Here is an 18,153-nt window from a genome sequence, read left to right on the forward strand (position 1 = left end):
GCCCGAAGGGCAGGCCTGGCGGCGTCTGGTGCGTGCGATCGCAAGGCGGAGGGTCGCCCCGATACTGGATGTATCGGGGCGCGCCCGACAACGCGGCGAGCGTGCGTGCCAGACGCCGCCAGGCAGGCGGGACTTTCGAAACACGCCCTAGGCCCGCGAGGGTCGGCACGGGTGCGTACGGGGCGTGGCCGGAGTCGTACGGCGGACGGGGCGCGCCGGGCGTACGGTCGTAGACATGCGCATTGTCATCGCTGGTGGTCATGGTCAGATCGCGCTGCGGCTGGAGCGGCTGCTCGCCGCGCGCGGGGACGAGGTAGCGGGGATCATCCGCAGGTCCGAACAGGCGGGCGACCTGCTGGCGGCCGGTGCCGAACCGGTCGTCCTGGACCTGGAGTCGGCGTCGGTCGAGGCCGTGGCCGAGCGGCTGCGGGGCGCGGACGCGGCGGTGTTCGCGGCGGGCGCGGGCCCGGGCAGCGGCGTCACCCGCAAGGACACGGTGGACAAGGGCGCGGCCGTGCTGTTCGCGGACGCGGCGGTCCGGGCGGGCGTCCGGCGCTTCCTGATCGTGTCGTCGATGGGCGCTGACCCCCGCCACGAGGGCGACGAGGTCTTCGACGTCTACCTGCGCGCCAAGGGCGAGGCGGACGCCCACGTCCAAGGTCTGGACTCCCTCGACTGGACGGTCCTGCGCCCCGGCGCGCTCACTGACGACCCCGGCACCGGCCTGGTCCGCCTCGAGGCCCACACGGGCCGCGGCGCGGTCACACGCGACGACGTGGCCGCCGTCCTCGCGGAACTCCTGGACACCCCGGCGACGTCCGGCCTCACGCTGGAGCTGATCGGCGGTTCGACGCCGGCACCGGTGGCGGTGAAGTCGGTGGCGGGGAACTGAGGCCCCCTCAGTCCCCTTCAAGCACTCGGCCGCTGCTCAGAAGAGCGGCAGCTGCCCGGGAAAGTCCGGCAGGACATACCCGTCCAAGGACGGCTGCGCCGCCCCCAGTTGAGCCATCCTGCGGGAACCGGCGCAGGAGACGAGCGCGGCGCTCTCCCGCGCCCCCGGCGGGTCGTGCCGCGCGAACCGTCCCGCGACGAGGGCGATCTCGCGACGGCATTCCGGGCAGGTTCTGCGACGGCTGGACACGCTGGACATGAGGTCAGTGTGCCCCAGTGAGCCACGCGGGTACCGGGTCGCGGCACACGCCCCGCTCGCCGCGCGGAACCCCCGTCCTCTCCTTAGCATCCGTACATATGGCACATACCGTCGAGGAACTCGTACAGATGCAGCGGCTGGCCGACGAGGCCCACGCGAGGGTCGAGCAGCTACGGGACGCGTACGGCCCTCCTACGGCCACGCCCTGGTCGGAGACCCAGACCGACACCTACGAGACCGCCTGGCGGGCCTGGCGCGACCTCGCCCGCGACGTCCAGGCCGCGGTGACCGAGCACGCCAAGGCGGAGGGCAGACCGCGCAACGACGTGGAGGAGGAGGTGAAGCGCACGGCAACGACCTTCGACGCCTGACCCCCGCATCCCGGCAACAGCACCCCCGGACACACCAAAGGGCCCGTGACCTGCTTTTCTCACAGGTCACGGGCCCTTTGTCCCGTGTGGCGGCGCCAGGATTCGAACCTGGGAAGGCTGAGCCGGCAGATTTACAGTCTGCTCCCTTTGGCCGCTCGGGCACACCGCCGGGTTTGCTGCCTTTCGAACCGCTTTTCGGCGGTGCTCCCTGGCAACGACGTAAACAATACCCGATGGGGAGGGGTGCTTCGCCACCCGATTGATCTGCGCCGGGGGGACCGCGGGTGGCTAGGCTTGGGCGGATGCGGCCCGGGATCACGCCGGGTTCGGCGGCCGCCCCACGTACGCCGATACGCACGTCACACGCACCCCGATACAAGGAGCCACAGGACATGGCCGACTCCAGTTTCGACATCGTCTCGAAGGTCGAGCGGCAGGAGGTCGACAACGCCCTCAACCAGGCCGCCAAGGAGATCTCGCAGCGCTACGACTTCAAGGGCGTGGGTGCCTCGATCTCGTGGTCCGGTGAGAAGATCCTCATGGAGGCGAACTCCGAGGACCGGGTGAACGCCGTCCTCGACGTCTTCCAGTCGAAGCTGATCAAGCGCGGGATCTCGCTGAAGGCGCTGGACGCGGGCGAGCCCCAGCTCTCCGGCAAGGAGTACAAGCTCTTCGCGGAGATCAAGGAGGGCATCTCCCAGGACAACGCGAAGAAGGTCGCGAAGCTCATCCGCGACGAGGGCCCCAAGGGCGTGAAGGCCCAGGTGCAGGGCGACGAACTGCGTGTCAGCTCCAAGAGCCGCGACGACCTGCAGGCCGTCATCGCCCTGCTGAAGGGTCAGGACTTCGACTTCGCGCTGCAGTTCGTGAACTACCGGTAGGCCCGCCGACCGACGTCTTGCCGGTGGCCGATCCGCCGGACGCGCGCCCCCGGTGACGAGGAGGGGTGGGCACCACGGGGTGCCGACCCCTCTCCCCTGCCACGCCTGCCGGCCCCCGCTTCAGCGCGAACTCAGTCCCGCGAGTTGCCGAACAACAGGCGGTAGATGATCAGGAGCACGAGCGATCCGCCGATCGCCGCCGCCCAGGTGGCGCCGTCGTAGAAGTCCTTGCTGATGGGGTGGTCCAGCCAGCGGGCCGATATCCAGCCGCCGACGAACGCGCCCGCGATGCCGATGAGGGTCGTACCGATGAAGCCGCCGGGGTCTCGGCCCGGCAGCAGGACCTTGGCGATGACTCCGGCCAACAGTCCCAGGATGATCCAGCTGATGATGCCCATGTCCTGAACCTGCCCTTCCGTGCTGTGCCCGCACTGTCCGGGCACTGTGATCCCGCTCGCTCCGGACGGGCCGCTCTTCCCCACGCCCTCCTCCCCCGAGTCCTGCGTCGCACGCGGGTTGGGAACGTGTTGTTCTGGACGACGTCACGACTGCACCCGGTGGTTCCGTCGATCAGTAGGGTGCGGCACATGACACAGTCCGGATCCCCCGCCGAGCTGCGGCGGACGCTCGGCGTCGGCGATGCCGTGGTCATCGGGCTCGGCTCGATGATCGGGGCGGGCGTCTTCGCCGCCCTCGCTCCCGCCGCGCACGCCGCGGGCTCCGGGCTGCTGATCGGCCTCGCGCTCGCCGCGCTGGTCGCCTATTGCAACGCCATGTCGTCCGCACGTCTCGCCGCCCGCTATCCGGCCTCGGGCGGCACCTACGTGTACGGGCGCGAACGGCTGGGAGCGTTCTGGGGCTACCTGGCCGGCTGGTCGTTCGTGGTCGGGAAGACGGCCTCCTGTGCGGCGATGGCGTTGACGGTCGGGGCGTACGTCTGGCCGGAACAGGCGCACGCGGTGGCGGTCGCGGCTGTGGTGGCGCTCACCGCCGTGAACTACGGCGGCATCCAGAAGTCGGCCTGGCTGACCCGGGTGATCGTGGCGGTGGTTCTGGCGATCCTCGCTTCCGTGGTCGTGGTGTGCCTGGGCTCCGGGGTGTCCGACGCCGGGCGGCTGGGTGACGGGGCCTCCGGCGGCGCGGGTGGTGTGCTGCAGGCCGCCGGTCTGCTGTTCTTCGCCTTCGCGGGGTACGCGCGCATCGCGACCCTCGGCGAGGAGGTGCGGGATCCGGCGCGCACCATCCCGCGCGCGATCCCGCTGGCGCTGGGCGTCACGCTGGCCGTGTACGCGTGTGTGGCGGTGGCTGTCCTTTCCGTGCTGGGGGCGGGTGCTCTCGGGCGGGCGACGGCTCCGCTGGCCGAAGCGGTGCGGGCGGCGGGGGTGCCGGGGCTGGTGCCGGTGGTCCGGGCGGGGGCCGCCGTGGCCGCGTTGGGGTCGCTGCTCGCCCTGGTGCTGGGCGTCTCACGCACCACGCTGGCCATGGCACGCGACGGCCACCTGCCCGGCGCCCTGGCGGCCGTGCACCCGCGCTACCGGGTGCCCCATCGGGCCGAACTGGCAGTGGGGGCGGTGGTGGCGGTACTGGCCGCCACGGTGGACGTACGGGGCGCGATCGGCTTCTCCTCCTTCGGTGTGCTGGCGTACTACGCGGTGGCCAACGCCTCGGCCTGGACCCTCGACTCCTCCCTCCGGGCGCGGGCGGTCCCGGCGGTGGGTCTCCTGGGCTGTGTGACCCTGGCGTTCGCCCTGCCGCGGGCGTCGGTGGCGGCGGGGGCGGCCGTCCTCGCTCTGGGCGCGGTCGCGTACGGGGTACGGCGGTGGGCGACGCGGGCACGCTGACGGGTGTGGTGAGCGGCGCCGGCAGACGCCGTGATCAGCGAGTGCGCGGCGGGCTCGGGAGCGTACGGCGGCGCGGGGACACGGCAGCGGCCCCGTACGGTGGCTCGGGGCCGAGGCGGCTCGGAGCTACGGCGTCGTCGTCCCGGCGGCCGCGCCGCGTATCCGGAACTCCCGCCTTCGGGCTCCCGGTGCCTGCTCTTTCTCGGTCATGCGTCCATGATGCCGCCCGCCACCGACATACGGACCGGCCTGTGGACAACCGGCCGATTGTGGAAAACCATCCGCGTGCGGATCTCGCAGGTCGGACCGGCATGCCGTCAGCGTGCCGCGAACGGCTGGTCTCGTGGACATGATTTCGCCGCCCGACGGGAACAGCACGACCGGAGCCAGGTTGAAGTCCCCGATACCGAAGGGGATCGTCTCCGTGCGTTCCCGATCACGCCACAACGGCGCTCCGGTTCTGCCTGAACGCGTGACCTGCTGATACTGGTGGTAGCAGGACAGTACCGGCGGACCACCTGGAAGGTGTCGATCATGAAGCTGCTCAACCTGCTGCTGAACATCATCTGGCTCGTCTTCTGCGGGATCTGGATGGCGATCGGCTACGTGATCGCCGCGCTGATCTGCTTCATCCTGATCGTCACCATCCCCTTCGGCATCGCGTCCCTGCGCATCGCCGGATTCGTCCTCTGGCCGTTCGGCCGCACCACTGTGGATCGGCCGGATGCCGGGGCCGGGTCGTTCATCGGGAACGTGATCTGGGTGATCTTCGCGGGTTGGTGGCTCGCTCTTGCCCACCTTGTCACGAGCATCCCGCTGTTCCTGTCGATCATCGGCATCCCGTTCGGGTGGGCCAACCTGAAACTGATCCCCATCTCGCTCATGCCGTTGGGGCGTGAGGTCGTCGCCACGGACCAGGGATTCGCCGGTCGTTAGCGGAGCCGGCCCGACCGCGATGCCGAATGCGGAGGACCGATCCCGAGGGGAATGCCGGAAGGCCGATGCCCGTGGTGCCGAGCCGCGGGCCCGCGAGGATGTGGCCGAGGAACGGTCAGAAGCCGCTCAGGAAGAGTCAGATGGCGTTCAGGGTGGTCTTCACTGGTGACGACCTGCCATTTTCTCGAGCCGGGCGATTCGTTCCGCCATCGGCGGGTGGGTCGAGAACACCTTGGAGAGCCCCTGGCCCGGGCGGAAGGGGTTCGCGATCATCATGTGGCTTGCGGTCTCGATGCGGGGCTCGGGGGGCAGCGGGAGCTGCTTGGTGCCCGCCTCCAGTTTTCGCAGGGCCCCGGCGAGGGCGAGGGGGTCGCCGGTGAGCTGGGCTCCGGACGCGTCCGCCTCGTACTCCCGGGAGCGGCTGATGGCGAGCTGGATGAGGCTGGCCGCGAGCGGGCCCAGGATCATGATGAGGAGCAGGCCCAGGAGGCCGGGGCCGTCGTCGTCGTCGGAGCGGCCGATCGGGATCAGCCAGGCGAAGTTGACCAGAAACATGATCACGGAGGCGAGGGCGCCGGCCACCGACGAGATGAGGATGTCGCGGTTGTAGACGTGGCTGAGTTCGTGGCCGATGACGCCGCGCAGTTCACGCTCGTCGAGTATGCGCAGGATCCCTTCCGTGCAGCACACGGCGGCGTTGCGAGGGTTGCGGCCGGTGGCGAAGGCGTTGGGGGCCTCGGTCGGGGAGATGTACAGGCGGGGCATGGGCTGGCGGGCCTGGGTGGAGAGTTCGCGGACCATCCGGTACAGCGCGGGTGCCTCGAACTCGCTGACGGGGCGGGCGCGCATCGCGCGTAGCGCGAGCTTGTCGCTGTTCCAGTACGCGTACGCGTTCGTCCCGAGCGCGATCAGCACTGCGACGACGAGGCCCGCGCGGCCGAAGAAGCTGCCGATGACGATGATGAGTGCGGACAGTCCCCCGAGGAGTACTGCGGTCCTGAGCCCGTTGTGCCGGCGGTGCACGGTACGCCCTCCAAGTCGTGCGGCGGGGAACCCTCTGCTTGCGGATCTTGCCTGTCTCCGGTGCCACCGGTGCCGTGATGTCACGTCCAGTGCACCCTCCCGTACAGGTCAACGCCAGGCGGGAGGCACTAGTTCCCTTGTGCACGCGGGCACGGGTATGGGCCGCCCGGGTGAGGGCGGGGACGTACGCGCGTATGTGGTGTCGGCGAAGGGTTCAGAAGAGGCCGGTGTCGGTGAAGCGCAGGACCAGTTGTGGGGCTCCGGAGAGGGCGATGCCGAGGGCCGCGGTGAGGGTGATCGCGGCCGTGAGGGGGGCGGGCACGCGGTGCTTGACAGTTTCGCCCTCGGGGGCGCGGAAGAGCAGGGCCGTCCACTGGAGGTAGTAGTAGAGGGCGATCACGACGTTGACGGCCATGACGACGGCGAGCCAGCCGAGGCCCGCGTCGACGGCCGCCGAGAAGACGGTGACCTTGGCGAAGAGGCCGATGATGCCCGGCGGGAGCCCGGCAAGGCAGAGCAGGAAGAAGGCCAGGAGGAGCGCGGAGAGCGGGTTCCTGGCGTACAGGCCCCGGTAGTCCGTGAGGCGGTTCTCCGCGCTCGTACGGCCCACGAGGGCGGCCACCGCGAAGGCTCCGAGGTTCACGGCGGCGTACATGAGGGCGTACGCGACCGTGGAGCCGATGGCGCGCTCGGCGTCGTCGGTGTACGCGGCGGCGGCGATCGGTACGAGGAGGTAGCCGGCCTGGCCGACCGAGGACCAGGCGAGCAGGCGTACGGCGCTGTACGCGCGCGTGGACTGCTGGCGGAGGGCGCCGAGATTGCCGACGGTCATGGTGAGGGCGGCGAGCACAGCCAGGGCGGGGCCCCAGACGTCGGCGTAGGAGGGGAACCCGATGACGGTGACGAGGATGAGGCCGGAGAAGCCGACCGCCTTGCCGACGACCGACAGGTAGGCGGCGATGGGGAGGGGGGCTCCGACGTAGGTGTCGGGGACCCAGAAGTGGAAGGGGACGGCAGCCGTCTTGAAGGCGAAGCCGACCAGGGTGAGGACGACTCCGGTCCGGGCGAGGGTGTGCAGTTGGCCGTCGACGTGCTGGATGCGGTCGGCGACCTGGGTGAGGTAGAGGGTGCCGGTCGTGGCGTAGACGAAGCTGATGCCCATCAGGCTGACGGCGGTCGCGGTGACCGACGACAGGAAGAACTTCAGGGCCGCCTCGGAGGACCTGCTGTCGCCGTGCCGGATGCCGACGAGGGCGAACGCGGGCAGGGAGGCGACCTCCAGGGCGACGACGAGGGTGGCGAGGTCCCGTGAGGCGGGCAGCAGGGCGGCCCCGGCGGCGGAGGACAGCAGCAGGAACCAGAACTCCCCTGCGGGGAGTCGTCCGCGCGCGTCCTTCAGGCCGGTCACCGACAGGAGGGCGGCCAGCAGGGCACCGCCCAGGACGAGGAACTGGATGACGAGGGTGAAGCGGTCGGCCGTGTAGCTGCAGGCGCTCGGCCCGCCGGTCAGGCAGAAGGTGGAGCGGTCGCCGTCCAGGAGGGGCAGCAGCAGGGCCGTGCAGGCGGCGAGGCCGGCGACCGAGAGCCACCCGAGGAGGGACTTGCGGTCGTCCGGTACGAACAGGTCCGCGACCAGGACGACCAGGGCGACGACCGCCGCCACGGTGGGCGGGGCGATCGCGAGCCAGTCGACGGACTGGACCAGGGACTCGGCCAGGGGCTGGGCCGGGGAGCTCATCGGGTGCCTCCTGCGAGGAGCTGCTGCACGGCCGGGTCGGTCAGGCCGAGGAGGGCCTTGGGCCACAGGCCTGCGACGACGGTGAGGGCGACGAGCGGGGTCCAGGCCGCGAACTCGTAGGTATGGACGTCGGCGAGCTTGGGCGCGTCCTGCGGGAGTGCGCCCATGCAGACGCGGCGGACCACGACGAGCAGGTAGGCGGCGGTGAGCAGGGTGCCGAAGGCGGCGATCGCCGTGAAGGTGAGGAAGGCGGGGCGGCTGAGGTCGGCGGCGGGGTCGAACGCGCCGAACATCGCGAGCATTTCGCCCCAGAACCCGGCGAGGCCCGGCAGACCGAGGGAGGCTACGGCCGCGAAGGCGAGCAGTCCGCCGAGGCGGGGGGCCTTGCCGTACAGCGCGGCTCCGGTCTGTTCGGCGAGGGCGTCGAGGTCGGTCGTTCCCGTGCGGTCCTTCAGCGCGCCGACCAGGAAGAAGAGGAGGCCGGTGATGAGGCCGTGGGCGATGTTGGCGAACAGGGCGCCGTTCACTCCGGCCGGGGTGGTGGAGGCGATGCCGAGCAGGACGAAGCCCATGTGGCCGACGGAGGAATAGGCGATGAGGCGTTTGAGGTCACCCTTCGCGCCCTGCTTGGCGAGGGCCAGACAGGCCAGGGATCCGTAGATGATCCCGACGACGGCGAAGGCGGCGAGGTAGGGCGCGAAGGTGTGGAATCCGTCGGGCGCGATCGGGAGAAGAATCCGGACGAACCCGTACGTACCCATCTTCAGCAGGACGCCCGCCAGGAGGACCGAGCCGACGGTCGGGGCTGCGGTGTGGGCATCGGGCAGCCAGCTGTGCAGGGGCCACATCGGGGTCTTGACGGCGAGTCCGATCCCGATCGCCAGAACGGCGATGACCTGCACGGACGTGCTCAGCGACCGGCCGTTGTCAGTGGCGAGTGCGACCATGTCGAACGTGCCCGCCTTGATTCCGATCAGGAGCAGGCCGAGCAGCATGACCACGGATCCGAGCAGGGTGAAGAGGATGAACTTCCAGGCCGCCCGGGTCCGGCCCTCGCCGCCCCAGCGGGCGATGAGGAAGTACATCGGGATCAGGACCGTCTCGAAGGCGAGGAAGAACAGCAGCAGGTCGAGGACGGCGAAGGTGGCGAGCGTCCCGGACTCGAGGACGAGCACGAGCGCGACGAAGGCCTTCGGGGTCGGGCCCGCGGGCGGCTTGAAGTAGGAGTACAGCGCGCAGAGGAAGGTCAGCAGCGCGGTCAGCACCACAAGAGGGAGGGAGATGCCGTCGATGCCGAGGTGGATGCGCACGTCGAGTGCGGGGATCCAGCTGATGTCCGTGCCGGCCTGCATCTTCGACGGATGGTCGTGGTCGAAGCCGAGCGCGAGGACGATCGCGGCGATGAGGACCACGCCGGTGACCGTGACGCCGTGCCGCAGGACGGCCTGGTCGGGTGACTTCCCCTTCAGTCCGGGCGGGGCGGGCAGAAGCGCGGCGGCGGCGCCGAGGAGCGGGCCGACGACGATCAACGCCAGAAGAAGCTGCATCACGGACTCGTTGATATCGATCACGCCTGCTCACGCTCCCGAGGCGACGAGAAGGGCGGCGACCGCCAGGACGACGGTGCCGGCGAGCAGCGCGCTCACATAGGTCTGGACGTTGCCGGTCTGGGCACGCCGTACGGCGGTACCGAGCCAGCGGGGCAGGGTGCCCGCGCCGCGTACGTAGGTGTCGACGACCTCGCGGTCGAGGAACCGCACGAGGCTCGCGGCGCCCTGCACGGGGCGGACGAACAGCGCCTGGTAGACGGCGTCGAGGTGGAAGCCGACTGCCGCGTGGCGGTGCAACGGGCCGAGCAGGAGCCGCCCCGGGTCCGCCGGGTCGGGAGCGGAGGCCACGTCTCCGTAGGCGGGCGCGTGCGTCGCGATGGCCTCGGCCTCGACCTGGGCCGCGTCGCCCTCGGGGTGGGCGGCGACCGCACCGATCGGGACGCGCGCGGCGAGGGCGGTGAGGTGGCGCCAGGCGGCATAGGTGACGAGCGCGCCGGCCAGGGCCACGCCCGTGCCGATCACGGACGTGGTGAGGGCCGGGGCGAGGTCGGCGCCGTCGAACCAGTCGGGGAGCGTGCGGTAGGCGAACGCGCCGAGGGCGAGGGACGGCACCGCGAGGACCCACAGCACGACGGTCATGGTCAGGGGCTGGCGGCCGTGGTCGGCGGCTTCGGTACCCCGGCCGTAGAAGGCCAGCAGCCACAGCCGGGTCGCGTAGGCGGCGGTGAGGAGGGCGGTGAGCAGCCCGGCGACGAGGACGAGCCAGCCGGCCGCGCCGGGTGCGTGCGCGGTGTGACCGGTGGTGACGTGTTCGGCGGCGCCGAGGACGGACTCCTTGGAGAAGAAGCCGCTGAACGGCGGGATCGCGGCGAGCGCGAGGAGCGCCACGGTCATCGTCCAGTAGGCGTCGGGGATGCGGTCGCGCAGGTGACTCATGCGGGACATGGCCGCGAGCGAGTTGGTGCCGGCGGCATGGATGACCACACCCGCGGCGAGGAACAGCAGGGCTTTGAAGGCGCCGTGCGACAGGAGGTGGAAGACGGCGGCCGAGCGGTCGCCGACAGCGAGCGCACCGGTCATGTAGCCGAGTTGGCCGATGGTCGAGTAGGCGAGGACGCGCTTGATGTCGTCCTGGGCGAGCGCGGCGAGACCCGAGCCGACCATCGTGACCGCCGCCATCACGGCGAGGACGACCATCGCGGCCGCGGAGGCCTCGAAGACCGGGAGGAGACGGGCGATGAAGTAGACACCGGCGGCGACCATCGTCGCGGCATGGATCAGCGCGGAGACAGGGGTGGGGCCCGCCATCGCGTCGGGAAGCCAGGTGTGCAGCGGGAACTGCGCCGACTTGCCGGCCACACCCGCCAGGAGCAGCAGGGCGATGAGCGTCGGGTGGTCGAGACCGCCGTGTGTGACGGTGGCGAGGACCTTCGTGATGCGGAAGGAACCGGCCTGCGTGCCGAGGGCGAACAGGCCGATGAGGAAGGGGACGTCACCGAGCTTGGTGACGAGGAAGGCCTTGATGGAGGCGGCGCGGGCCTCCGGGGTCTCCCAGTAGTGGCCGACGAGGAAGTAGGAGCAGATGCCCATGACTTCCCAGCCGACCAGCAGCACGATCAGGTCGCCGGAGTAGACGACCAGGAACATCGCGGACGTGAACAGGGAGACGAGCGCCGCGTACGACGGGTAGCGCGGGTCCTCGCGGAGGTAGCTGGTCGAGTAGATCTGCACACAGGTGGCGACGGTGCCGACGACGACGGCGACCAGGGCGGCGAACCCGTCGATGTACAGGGCGAGTTCGATCGGGACCGAGCCGGTGGGGGTGAGTTCGGTGACGGCGTTGACGGCCGCGTCGCCGCCCTGGCGTACGGCGACGAGGACGGCCAGGACCAGGGAGGTGAGCGTCGGCAGGACGGCGAGGGGGCGGACGAATCCGGGGGCGGTGCGACCGAGGAGCAGTCCGGTGATCGCGCCCAGGAAGGGAAGGAGGGGGACGAGGACGGCGAGGGTGGTCGTGGTCACGCGGTGGCCTCAGCCTTCTCGGCGCCCGGCTCGGTCTCGGGGGTGTCGGTGTCGTTGCCCTCGGAAGTGCCGTGGCCCTCGGAAGTGCCGTGGCCCTCGGCGGTGTCGCGGAGCTTGTCGATGTCCGAGGTGCCGCGGTTTCGGTACACGGCGAGCACGATCGCCAGGCCTATGCCGATCTCGGCGGCGGCGATCGCGATGGTGAACAGGGTCAGTGCCTGACCGGAGTGCAGGGTGTCCTCGGCGGCCCTGCTGAGCCAGACGTCGAAGGCGACAAGGTTGAGGTTGACGGCATTGAGCATCAGCTCGACGGACATCAGGACGAGGATCGCGTTGCGGCGGGCGAGGACGCCGTACAGACCGGTGCAGAAGAGGAGGGCGGCGAGGACGGCGGGATAGGCGAGGTGCATCAGCGGGCGCCTTCCTGCTCGGACGGGCCGTCCGGAGCTTCCGGAGCGTCGGAGGCCGATGAGGACCTGCCGGAACTCTCCGCGGATTTTTCGGAACTCTCTGTGATGGATCGGGAACTCTTGGTGACGGTTCGGGAGTTCACAGGGGGAGAGCTCGACTCCGCCCCCGCCTTGCGGGACAGGACGATCGCGCCGACCAGAGCCGCGAGGAGGAGGACGGAGAGGGCCTCGAAGGGGAGGACCCAGTTCTGGAAGAGGCTCGCTCCGGTGACCTCGGTGGAGCCGGCGGCGGGCCCGTCCAGGTCGATCCAGGTGGTGCGGAAGGCGTCGACGACCACCCAGACCAGAGCGGCGGCCGATGCGACGGCGACCGTGAGAGCGGCCCAGCGGTTGCCCGAGTCGGCGTCGGGCGAGCGGCCGATGGGGGCCTTGGTGAGCATCAGACCGAAGAGAAGGAGGACGACCACGGAACCGACATAGATGAGGACCTGCACCCAGGCGATGAACTCGGCGGTGAGCAGGAGGTATTCGACGGCGAGGCCGCCGAGGGCGACCACCAGCCACAGGGCGGCGTGTACCAGCTGCCGGGTGGTGACGGTGACCAGGGCGGCGCCGAAGGTGGCCAGACCGACGAGGACGAAGGCGATCTCGACTCCGGTCGGGGAGAGGAAACCGTGCGGCGCTTCGGCGAGGGTCACGACTCTCCTTCCTGCCGGCCGGCGGTCCCGGTCTGCCCCGTGGACTCGGTGGAGTCGGTCGACCCCGTGGACTCGGTGGGCTCCGTGGGGTCGGGTGCGGCCTGGGCGGCGGCGAGTTTCTCCGCCGTCTTGCGGGCGGCGGCGATCTCCTTCGGCTCCTCCGCCGCCGGGTCGAGGGCGGGCGGGGCCGGGACGGTCCACATCCACTCGCGGAGCTTGTCGCGCTCGTGGGTGAGCTCGCGGATGTCGGTCTCGGCGTACTCGAACTCCGGGGACCAGAAAAGGGCGTCGAAAGGACAGACCTCGATACAGATGCCGCAGTACATGCACAGCGAGAAGTCGATGGCGAAGCGGTCGAGGACGTTGCGGCTGCGCTCACGACCGCCCGGGGCGGCGGGCGGGACCGTCTCCTTGTGGGAGTCGATGTAGATGCACCAGTCGGGGCACTCGCGGGCGCACAGCATGCAGACCGTGCAGTTCTCCTCGAACAGGCCGATCACGCCCCGGGTGCGGGGCGGAAGCTCCGGCTGGGCGTCCGGGTACTGCTCGGTGACGGACTTCCGCGTCATCGTGCGGAGGGTGACGGCCAGGCCCTTGGCCAGACCGGAGCCGGGAATGCGGGGCCGGGTGGGTGGGAGAGACGCAGCCATGGTTACTGGATCACCACCTTCACGACGCCGGTGAGGGCGATCTGAGCGAGGGAGAGGGGAACGAGAAGGGTCCAGGACAGCTTCTGGAGCTGGTCCTCGCGCAGACGCGGATAGGTGACGCGCAGCCAGATGACGACGAAGGCGAGGACGGCCGTCTTCAGCAGGGTCCAGACCCAGCCGAGGCCGTCGGCGCCCCAGGGGCCGTGCCAGCCGCCCAGGAAGAGGACGGTGGTCAGGCCGCACAGGACGACGATTCCGGCGTACTCGGCGAGGAGGAAGAGAGCGAAACGCAGACCGGTGTACTCGGTGTAGGCACCGAAGATGATCTCCGAGTCGGCGACGGGCATGTCGAAGGGCGGGCGCTGGAGTTCGGCGAGACCGGCGACGAAGAAGACGATCGCGCCGACGATCTGCCAGGGCAGCCACCACCACTCGAAGGCGTCGACGATGCCGGGCAGTGAGACCGTTCCGGCCGCCATCGCCACCGAGGCGGCGGTGAGCAGCATCGGGAGTTCGTAGGCGAGGAGCTGGGCGGCGGTGCGCAGACCGCCGAGGAGGGAGAACTTGTTGGCGCTGGCCCATCCGGCCATGAGGGAGCCGAGCACACCGACGCCCATCACGGCGAGGACGAAGAAGACACCCGCGTCCAGGACCTGGCCGACGGCGCCCTCGCCGGGGCCGATCGGGATGGCGAGCAGGACGAGAAGGTACGGAAGGAGGGCTACGGCCGGTGCGAGCTGGAAGATACGGCGGTCGGCACCCGCCGGGACCACGTCCTCCTTCTGCGCGAACTTCACACCGTCGGCGATCAGTTGGGCCCAGCCGTGGAAGCCGCCGGCGTACATCGGGCCGAGTCGGCCCTGCATGTGGGCCATCACCTTGTGCTCGGTCTGACCGACGATCAGAGGGAAGGTGAGGAAGACGACGAAGACGAGCAGGAGTCGCAGGGCGACGTCGAGTGCGTCGTTCACTGCGGGCCTCCTGGCGGGGTTTCAGGGGTGGGGGGTTCGGTGGCGTCGGTGGAGGAGGAAGGGCCGCCGGTGGAACTGTCGCCGGTCGGCGACGGGTCCTCGTCCGTGTCCGACTCAGGGGCCGACCGCTCCGGAACCGGCTTCTCCGGAGTCGGCTGCTCCGGAGTCGGCTGCTGAGGAGCCGCAGCCTGTGGGTCGGACGGTGCCGAGTCCGGCTGCGGCTCGTCGAAGGCCGGGCGGGCGTGGTGCCACGGGGCGTCGGAACTGCGGGGAGCCGTCATGGGGCGGCCGGGGGTGCCGGGGGTCGGGCTCGGGGGCTGCGGGCGTTGCGATGCCGAGCCCTGGGAGGCGCTGCGGGAACGGCGCGGACCGGCGGAGGGGGTGCGGCTGGTCGCCGGAGGCGTCTCAGCGGCGGCTGCTGTGTCGCCGGGTGCCTCTGAGGCTCCTGCGGAACCCGGTGCCGTTGAGGCACCCGTGGGGCCCGTGTCGGTGGGGCTCGTGGTGTCTGTGGTGGGCTCGGTTGCCTCGGCTCGTTGTGATGCCGAGCCTCCGCCGGCGCCCCTCGCCCGGCGTGGGCCGGACGGCGACGACGTCCCTGCGGAAGGCGTCGAGGGCGAAGGGGGCGACGAGGCCGCCGGGGTCTCCGGTGCGGTCTGGCTGGCCGAGCCCTCTGCCGCCGTGCGGGCGCGGCGGGCCGGGCGGTCGCCGGCCGCTGCGCGGGGCGGGCGGTCTCCGGCGGCGCGGGCCGCCGCCGCGCCGCGGGCCGGGCGGGCCGGGGCGGGTGGGAGCTGGCCCTTGAGGGGGCCCCATTCGTTCGGGTCGGGGACGCCGGGGGGCAGCATCTGGCGGCGCCTGGGGCCTCCGTGCTCGGATTCTCCCGGTTCCTTGGCTCCGGGCCAGGCCTTGGCGACGCGGGCCGCGAGGACGAAGTCCTTGCGGAGGGGGTGGCCTTCGAAGGTCTCGGGGAGCAGGAGGTGGTCCAGAGAAGGGTGGCCCTCAAAGGTGACGCCGAACATTTCGTGGGTCTCGCGTTCGTGCCAGGCGGCTCCCGCGTAGACGTCGACTGCGGAGGCGAGCGTCGGGGCCTCGTGCGGGACCGTCGTGCGCAGGAGGAGCCGGCGAACGGGAGTGAGGGCCACGACGTGCGCCGTGACGTGGAAGCCCGCGGCCGGTTCGTCGACCGCGCTCAGCCAGTCGAAATAGGTGCAGGAGAGTTCGTCGCGGGCGACGCGGAGGGCGGTGAGCCAGGACGCCGGGGGGACGTCGACGGTCAGGACCTCGTACGACTCCTCGGCCGTGGCGTCCGGGCCGAAGAGTTCCCCGGCCGGGGCGGGCAGCCAGCCGACGTGGGTCATCGCGGGCCCTCCGGGGCGGTCGGCGGCTTCACCAGGCCGCTCTGCAGGGCGGCGGCCGACGGGCGGGAGGTGCCGTAGCGCTCGCTGAGGGACTCGCGGGCGATCTTCTCCTGGAGTTTGAGGATGCCTTGGAGGAGCGCCTCGGGGCGGGGCGGGCAGCCGGGGACGTAGACGTCGACGGGGATGATCTGGTCGACGCCCTTGGTCACGGAGTAGGAGTCCCAGTAGGGGCCGCCGCAGTTGCTGCAGGCGCCGAAGGAGATGACGTACTTCGGCTCGGGCATCTGCTCGTAGAGGCGCTTCACGGCAGGGGCCATCTTGTCCGTGACGGTGCCCGAGACCACCATCAGGTCGGCCTGGCGGGGGCCCGGCGCGAAGGGGATGACGCCGAGGCGGATGAAGTCGTGGCGGGCCATCGACGCGGCGATGAACTCGATCGCGCAGCAGGCGAGGCCGAAGTTGAAGACCCAGAGCGAGTAGCGGCGGCCCCAGTTGAGGACGACCTTCATCGGCTCGGGCGCGAGGCGGGCGAGGGCCCCCAGGCGCCCCGGCTCGGGGAGCGGCACCGGCTGGGTGGAAGGAGGCGGGGTCACGTCCATGTCAGGACGCCCTTCTTGTATGCGTACAGCAGCCCGACGGCGAGGAAGCCGAGGAAGATGAACATCTCCACGAGGGTCGTCGCGCCGTAGCCGGGGGCGGCGAAGACCGTCGCCCAGGGGAACAGGAAGATCGAGTCGACGGCGAAGATGACGTAGAGGAAGGAGTAGACGTAGTAGCGGACCTGGGTGTGGGCCCAGCCCTCGCCGACGGGGTCGACGCCGCACTCGTACGTCAGGAGCTTCTCCGGCGTCGGCACCACCGGGCGCAGCAGACGTCCGGCGCCGAAGGCGACGGCGACGAAGAGCACGCCGACGACGGCGAGCAGTCCGACGACCGAATAGGACCGGAAGTAGTCCGCCGCGATCTCGACGGTCGGTTCCCGCACGTCCGTCCCCTCGCTCCCTGACCTCAGTCTCTTCGGCATCTTCGGTCACTCGGGCCGCTCGACGCCTCTTCGACGATCTGTACGCACGGAGTCTAGGCCCTGATAAAGGGACGGTAAGCAGCCCGTCATACCTAGGACCGCGGGTGGGGGGCTTTCCCCCGTCGGCGGGCGGTGCGAACCTCATGGCGCGGTGGCGCTCGGCGCGGCAGGCTAGCCCGTGTGACCACTTCCCATCAGCCCTACCACCATCAGCCCGAGGACCGCCACCGGTCCACCGACCACCCGCGATCCGACGACCACCGGCGGTCCACCGACCATCCGCGATCCGACGACCACCGGCGGTCCGACGACGCCGTTCTGCCGCCGGTCCGGCCCGCTCTCGACGCACAGACGTGGAAGGAGATCGCGTATCTCCTGGCGAACCTCCCGATGTCGCTGTTCGGCTTCATGTATGTGATGACGGTGATGGTCACCGGCGCCTCGCTGACCCTCACGGTGGTCGGGCTGCCCCTGCTGGCCCTCGGGCTGGCGGGCGCGCGGCTCTCGGGCCGGTTCGAGCGGGCTCGGGCGCGGCTGCTGCTGGGGCTGCGGATCGAGGAGCCCAGCCCGTTGCCGATGCGCCGGGCGGGCGGGCCGCTCGCCCGGATGTGGCTGGCGTTGAAGGACCCGGTGGCCTGGCGCACGGTGCTCTACGACTTCATGCGGCTTCCGTGGGGGATCGCCACCTTCACCGTCGTCCTGCCTTCGCTGTTCCTGCTGTGGCCGGTGCTGCCGTATGTGGCGCGGGTGCTGACCAACGCGGACCGGGCGATGGTGCGGGCGCTGCTGTCGCCTTCCGACGAGCTCGAGCGGCGGATCGCGGAGCTGGAGTCGGACCGGGGGGTGGTCGTGGACACGGCGGCGGCGGATCTGCGGCGGATCGAGCGGGACCTGCACGACGGGGCGCAGGCACGGCTGGTCAATCTGGCGATGGGGCTGGGGCTGGCGAAGGAGAAGCTCCTGGACGGGCAGGCCGACGACGCCGTCGCGGCGATGGTGGAGGAGGCGCACGGCGAGGTGAAGCTGGCGCTTCAGGAGCTGCGGGATCTGGCGCGGGGGATCCATCCGGCCGTCCTCACCGACCGTGGGCTGGACGCGGCGCTGTCGTCGGTGGCCTCGCGGTGCACCGTGCCGGTGAAGGTGACGGCGGATCTGGAGTCCAGGCCGGCGGCGGCCATCGAGGGCATCGCCTACTTCACGGTGTCCGAGCTGCTGCAGAACGTCAGCAAGCACAGTGGGGCCCGGTCGGCGTCGGTGGATGTGTGGCGGGCGCAGAACCGGCTGCTCGTCCAGGTGTGGGACGACGGCCGGGGCGGAGCGCGGGTCGACGCGGGGACGGGGATGCGGGGGCTGGCGGAGCGGCTGGACGCGGTCGACGGGCTGTTCGTCGTGGAGTCTCCCGAGGGGGGTCCCACGACGGTGACGGCGGAGTTGCCCTGGCGGGAGCGGAGTGGCGACCAGCGGTGACGGCCGGCCGGACAGAGGTCGGAGGAAGGCCGGGGTAGGGAAAACCCCCCTTTCAAGAGGCCGACG

19 protein-coding genes and 1 tRNA gene are annotated in these 18,153 nt (G+C 70.9%); 6 read left to right on the top strand and 14 right to left on the bottom strand.

The window, feature by feature from the left end; all coding sequences use genetic code 11:
• Nucleotides 1-235 precede the first annotated feature (235 nt).
• On the top strand, nt 236-892 hold the full coding sequence (locus ABT057_RS34725) for an SDR family oxidoreductase (protein WP_352347809.1): 657 nt from the start codon (nt 236-238) through the stop codon (nt 890-892).
• A gap of 36 nt (nt 893-928) precedes the next feature.
• Here the strand turns inward: ABT057_RS34725 and ABT057_RS34730 are convergent, their stop codons facing one another.
• Entirely contained in the window at nt 929-1,141 is a 213-nt protein-coding gene (locus ABT057_RS34730; RefSeq protein WP_352347936.1) for a hypothetical protein, read from the bottom strand.
• Nucleotides 1,142-1,248: 107 nt separating this feature from the next.
• Between ABT057_RS34730 and ABT057_RS34735 the strand changes: the two genes are divergently transcribed.
• Complete coding sequence (locus tag ABT057_RS34735) at nt 1,249-1,521, top strand: hypothetical protein (protein WP_352347810.1); 273 nt, start codon at nt 1,249-1,251, stop codon at nt 1,519-1,521.
• A gap of 87 nt (nt 1,522-1,608) precedes the next feature.
• Here the strand turns inward: ABT057_RS34735 and ABT057_RS34740 are convergent.
• Nucleotides 1,609-1,690: transfer RNA gene (locus ABT057_RS34740), tRNA-Tyr, on the bottom strand.
• Nucleotides 1,691-1,913: 223 nt separating this feature from the next.
• Here ABT057_RS34740 and ABT057_RS34745 point away from each other — a divergent pair.
• Nucleotides 1,914-2,402: a YajQ family cyclic di-GMP-binding protein gene (locus tag ABT057_RS34745; RefSeq protein WP_352347812.1), complete on the top strand. Its 489-nt coding sequence runs from the start codon at nt 1,914-1,916 to the stop codon at nt 2,400-2,402.
• A 131-nt stretch (nt 2,403-2,533) separates the two neighbouring features.
• On the opposite strand, the gene ABT057_RS34750 is transcribed toward ABT057_RS34745, so the two are convergent.
• Nucleotides 2,534-2,800 carry a GlsB/YeaQ/YmgE family stress response membrane protein gene (locus ABT057_RS34750; protein WP_352347814.1) on the bottom strand — a complete coding sequence of 89 codons (267 nt, stop codon included), beginning with the start codon at nt 2,798-2,800 and terminating at the stop codon, nt 2,534-2,536.
• Nucleotides 2,801-2,989: 189 nt separating this feature from the next.
• Between ABT057_RS34750 and ABT057_RS34755 the strand changes: the two genes are divergently transcribed.
• Together ABT057_RS34755 and ABT057_RS34760 are read left to right on the top strand one after the other, a co-directional pair.
• On the top strand, nt 2,990-4,243 hold the full coding sequence (locus tag ABT057_RS34755) for an APC family permease (protein ID WP_352347816.1): 1,254 nt from the start codon (nt 2,990-2,992) through the stop codon (nt 4,241-4,243).
• 534 nt (nt 4,244-4,777) lie between these two features.
• Nucleotides 4,778-5,179, top strand: a complete 402-nt coding sequence (locus tag ABT057_RS34760; RefSeq protein ID WP_352347818.1) for a YccF domain-containing protein — start codon at nt 4,778-4,780, stop codon at nt 5,177-5,179.
• 159 nt (nt 5,180-5,338) lie between these two features.
• Here ABT057_RS34760 and htpX read toward each other — a convergent pair whose 3' ends face one another.
• From htpX to ABT057_RS34815, 11 genes are all read right to left on the bottom strand, one after another.
• Nucleotides 5,339-6,202 (bottom strand): zinc metalloprotease HtpX, encoded by an 864-nt coding sequence (gene htpX / locus ABT057_RS34765; RefSeq protein WP_352347820.1) that lies wholly within the window; start codon nt 6,200-6,202, stop codon nt 5,339-5,341.
• A gap of 214 nt (nt 6,203-6,416) precedes the next feature.
• A complete protein-coding gene (locus ABT057_RS34770; RefSeq protein WP_352347822.1) occupies nt 6,417-7,940 on the bottom strand; it encodes an NADH-quinone oxidoreductase subunit N in 1,524 nt (507 codons plus the stop codon).
• Nucleotides 7,937-9,511 (bottom strand): complex I subunit 4 family protein, encoded by a 1,575-nt coding sequence (locus ABT057_RS34775; protein ID WP_352347824.1) that lies wholly within the window; start codon nt 9,509-9,511, stop codon nt 7,937-7,939. The genes ABT057_RS34770 and ABT057_RS34775 overlap by 4 nt, the downstream gene beginning before the upstream one ends.
• 6 nt (nt 9,512-9,517) lie before the next feature.
• The gene (locus ABT057_RS34780; protein WP_352347826.1) at nt 9,518-11,512 is read right to left on the bottom strand and encodes an NADH-quinone oxidoreductase subunit 5 family protein; all 1,995 of its coding nucleotides are present in this window, start codon (nt 11,510-11,512) and stop codon (nt 9,518-9,520) included.
• The gene (nuoK, locus tag ABT057_RS34785; RefSeq protein WP_352347828.1) at nt 11,509-11,922 is read right to left on the bottom strand and encodes an NADH-quinone oxidoreductase subunit NuoK; all 414 of its coding nucleotides are present in this window, start codon (nt 11,920-11,922) and stop codon (nt 11,509-11,511) included. The genes ABT057_RS34780 and nuoK overlap by 4 nt, the downstream gene beginning before the upstream one ends.
• Nucleotides 11,922-12,620, bottom strand: coding sequence for an NADH-quinone oxidoreductase subunit J family protein (locus tag ABT057_RS34790; RefSeq protein WP_352347830.1), 699 nt, complete (start codon nt 12,618-12,620; stop codon nt 11,922-11,924). Before ABT057_RS34790 ends, nuoK begins: the two co-directional genes overlap by 1 nt.
• Nucleotides 12,617-13,270: a NuoI/complex I 23 kDa subunit family protein gene (locus ABT057_RS34795; RefSeq protein WP_352347832.1), complete on the bottom strand. Its 654-nt coding sequence runs from the start codon at nt 13,268-13,270 to the stop codon at nt 12,617-12,619. Before ABT057_RS34795 ends, ABT057_RS34790 begins: the two co-directional genes overlap by 4 nt.
• 2 nt (nt 13,271-13,272) lie before the next feature.
• Nucleotides 13,273-14,241 (bottom strand): complex I subunit 1/NuoH family protein, encoded by a 969-nt coding sequence (locus tag ABT057_RS34800; protein ID WP_352347834.1) that lies wholly within the window; start codon nt 14,239-14,241, stop codon nt 13,273-13,275.
• Nucleotides 14,238-15,596 (bottom strand): NADH-quinone oxidoreductase subunit C, encoded by a 1,359-nt coding sequence (locus ABT057_RS34805; protein WP_352347836.1) that lies wholly within the window; start codon nt 15,594-15,596, stop codon nt 14,238-14,240. The genes ABT057_RS34800 and ABT057_RS34805 overlap by 4 nt, the downstream gene beginning before the upstream one ends.
• Nucleotides 15,593-16,195, bottom strand: coding sequence for an NADH-quinone oxidoreductase subunit B (locus ABT057_RS34810; protein WP_352347838.1), 603 nt, complete (start codon nt 16,193-16,195; stop codon nt 15,593-15,595). The genes ABT057_RS34805 and ABT057_RS34810 overlap by 4 nt, the downstream gene beginning before the upstream one ends.
• Nucleotides 16,186-16,620 (bottom strand): NADH-quinone oxidoreductase subunit A, encoded by a 435-nt coding sequence (locus ABT057_RS34815; RefSeq protein WP_352347840.1) that lies wholly within the window; start codon nt 16,618-16,620, stop codon nt 16,186-16,188. The genes ABT057_RS34810 and ABT057_RS34815 overlap by 10 nt, the downstream gene beginning before the upstream one ends.
• Nucleotides 16,621-16,938: 318 nt before the next feature.
• Between ABT057_RS34815 and ABT057_RS34820 the strand changes: the two genes are divergently transcribed.
• Entirely contained in the window at nt 16,939-18,087 is a 1,149-nt protein-coding gene (locus tag ABT057_RS34820) for a sensor histidine kinase (RefSeq protein WP_352347937.1), read from the top strand.
• The last annotated feature ends 66 nt before the right edge of the window (nt 18,088-18,153 follow it).

The organism is Streptomyces sp. NPDC002588, assembly GCF_040295925.1.
In the GTDB taxonomy this organism is placed as follows: Bacteria; Actinomycetota; Actinomycetes; order Streptomycetales; family Streptomycetaceae; genus Streptomyces.